The 2,814-nt window shown below is 66.6% G+C and carries 3 protein-coding genes; all 3 read left to right on the forward strand.

Annotated elements, in window-relative coordinates:
- Window positions 1-65: 65 nt before the first annotated feature.
- Window positions 66-611: a hypothetical protein gene (locus RT424_RS24220; protein WP_313443428.1), complete on the forward strand. Its 546-nt coding sequence runs from the start codon at window positions 66-68 to the stop codon at window positions 609-611.
- A 98-nt stretch (window positions 612-709) separates the two neighbouring features.
- A complete protein-coding gene (locus RT424_RS24225) occupies window positions 710-2,383 on the forward strand; it encodes a peptidoglycan D,D-transpeptidase FtsI family protein (RefSeq protein WP_409521591.1) in 1,674 nt (557 codons plus the stop codon).
- A gap of 10 nt (window positions 2,384-2,393) precedes the next feature.
- Window positions 2,394-2,814 (forward strand): Mur ligase domain-containing protein (locus tag RT424_RS24230; RefSeq protein WP_313443432.1); only part of this gene is annotated, 421 nt, incomplete at its 3' end.

The following is a 2,814-nucleotide window of genomic DNA, read 5'->3' on the forward strand; positions in this document are numbered from 1 at the left end:
GTGCGCACCCAGGCCCCCCCAAGAACACCGGCTCACGACGGCCGTAAAGACCCCAGGAGTGCCGCATGAACCTCACTCGCGATCGCGTCCATTCGATTGGGTGGTTTTCCGTGCTGCTGGTCTGCGGGGCGCTGACGATCGGCCTGACCCTGCGCGTCAATGCGGTGAAGAGCCAGGTCCACGATACCGAGAAGCGGATCGTCTGGGTGCAGCAGGACATCAACTTCCTGGAGACGGAGTTCCAGACCCGCTCGAACCAGCAGGCCCTCAAGGAACTCAACGACGTGGAGTTCGGCTACAAGGCCCCCACGGCTGCGCAGTACATCGAGGGCGAGCGCCAGCTCGCCGCACTGGGCATGCCGGTGGGGCCGGGCGCTCCGGCGCCGATCCGCTATGCCAATGCCGAAAAGACGGGCGACGAAGCCGGGGCCGATAACGGCGGCCTTCTGGCGATGGTCTCTCCGGTGAACGGCAGTGGTGCGGTGCAACCCGAGCCCAAGGGCGCCGGTGGCCGGAACCGCGATCCGGAGCGGGAACAGATCGCGCGTGACGCCGCTGCCCTCGGCAGCCGCCTGGCGCGGATCGAAGTGGCGGAGGCCGCCCAGCAGTGAACGCTCCGGCCTTCCCGATCGGAGCGGTTCCCACCACGGTTTCGACCGGCCGGCGCAAGCTGTTCAACGTCCGCCAGCAGTCGCTGCTGGTGGCGAAGATGCGTACGCTGTGGATTCTTGGCGTTTTCACGCTGATCGGCCTGCTAGCCTTCTTCCGCATCATCTTCCTGGGCGTAACCGGTCCTTCGGTGCGCGGCGGCGACCTGTCGGACCTGCTGGTGCCCCAGCGCGGCGAGATCGTCGACCGCAACGGCGTGCCGCTCGCCCGTGAGTTCCGCACCTATTCGCTGTGGTTCAATCCCAAGGCGATGAGCGAAGGCTCCTCGCTGATCCATACCCCGGCCGAAGTCGCCGATGGCCTGATCCGCATCTTTCCCGATCTCGACCGGGCCGAACTGATCGCCAAGCTCTCGTCCGGCAAGCCCGGCTATCTGCGCAAGTCGATCCTGCCTGAGGACGCCAACAAGGTTCATGCCTTGGGCGAACCGGCGCTGGAATACCCGCAGGAAGCCACGCGCTTCTATCCGCAGGGTTCGATGGCGGCATCGGTGCTCGGCTACGTCGATACCTTCGGCAAGGGTCAGGTCGGCATGGAGCAGGCCTTCGACAAGCAGCTCACCAGCCCCGAAGGCCGCGCGCAGCCCGCCACGCTCTCGATCGACTTCCGCGTGCAGAGCGCGCTGGAGGACGAACTGGGCAAGGGCATGGCGCTCAGCAAGGCCAAGGGCGCGGCCGGCGTCATTCTCGACGTCGATACCGGCGAGATCCTGGCGCTGGCCTCGCTGCCCTCGTTCGATCCCAACCACGTCCAGCCCAGCGACCTCGTGATCACCGAGGAGCAGGCCAAGGCCGGAGACGTGCCCCGCGGCTTCAACCGCGTGACCAACCAGGTCTACGAACTCGGCTCCACCTTCAAGCCGATCACCGTTGCCGCCGCGCTCGACGCGGGCAATATCACCGATCTGCGCCGCCGCTGGCCGGCCACGCCGCTCCATGTCGGCAAGTTCACGATCCATGACCTGCACAACTACGGCTCCTCGCTGAACGTGCTGGAAACGCTGATCCACTCGTCGAACACCGTCACCGCCCATATCGCGGACGAACTTGGTGGCGCCCGGCTGAAGAAGACGATGGAATCGCTGGCGATGAACCAGCGTCCCTTCGTCGAGTTGCCGGCGCGCGGCTTTCCGCTCTGGCCGCGCGGCGAATGGCCGCGCCTTCGCACGATGACGGTCGCCTATGGCCACGGCATTGCCGTCACTCCGCTGCACCTCGCGTCTGCTTATGCTTCGCTCGTCAATGGCGGCATCTGGCGTCCGGCGACTCTCAAGAAGCTGGAACCTTCGCAGGTTCCGGCCGGACGCCGCGTCTTCACCGCCGCGACCAGCGCCCGCATGCGTCAGTTGCTGCGCATGATCGTGTCCTACGGTACCGGCCGCAAGGCCGACGCGCCCGGCTTCCGCGTCGGCGGCAAGACCGGATCGGCCGAAAAGCCGGGCGTCGGCGGTTATCGCAAGCACTCGCTGGTGGCGACTTTCGCCGCGGCTTTCCCGATGGACCGCCCCCGCTACGTCGTCATCGCCATGATGGACGAGCCGCAGGGCACCGAGGCGACTTCGTTCCAGCGCACCGCCGCGTGGAACTCGGCGCCGGTGATCCAGCGCGTGGTCCCGCGCATCGGGCCGCTGCTGGGCGTGATGCCCGACGAAACGCGCGACATCGATATTTCCGACCTCAAGCCGCTGATCCCGGCCGGAACCGCTGAAGAGTGAGCCTGCAAGAATGAAATTGACTGCCCTCTGTGCTGCTGCCGATGTTCCCCTCGCGGGCAGTCCTCTGACGGGCAGCGTACAAGACGCCAATGTGACCGGTTTTGCCATCGACCATCGCAAAGTCGCGCCCGGCACGGTGTTCGGCGCCTTTCGCGGCGCCAAGTTCAACGGTGAGGATTATATCGCCGCCGCCATCGAGGCTGGTGCCGTCGCCGTAGTCGCCCATCCGGACGCCAAGGTCGAAGGCGCTGTTCACTTTGCCGATCCTGAGCCGCGCCGCCTGTTTGCGCGTCTCGCCGCGCCGTTCTTCCAGCCCGTGCCGGAGACGCTGGTGGCGGTAACCGGTACCAACGGCAAGACCTCCACCGTCGAGCTGACCCGCCAGATCTGGCGCATGGCCGGCCAGCGCGCCGCCTCGATCGGTACGCTGG

The sequence above is a fragment of the Novosphingobium sp. genome (assembly GCF_032093395.1).
Lineage (GTDB): Bacteria > Pseudomonadota > Alphaproteobacteria > Sphingomonadales > Sphingomonadaceae > Novosphingobium.

Excerpts from the sequence above, each read along its gene's own strand:
- RT424_RS24220 (WP_313443428.1), top strand. The coding sequence starts at position 66 with ATGAACCTCACTCGCGATCGCGTCCATTCGATTGGGTGGTTTTCCGTG.
- RT424_RS24225 (WP_409521591.1), top strand. The coding sequence starts at position 710 with ATGCGTACGCTGTGGATTCTTGGCGTTTTCACGCTGATCGGCCTGCTA.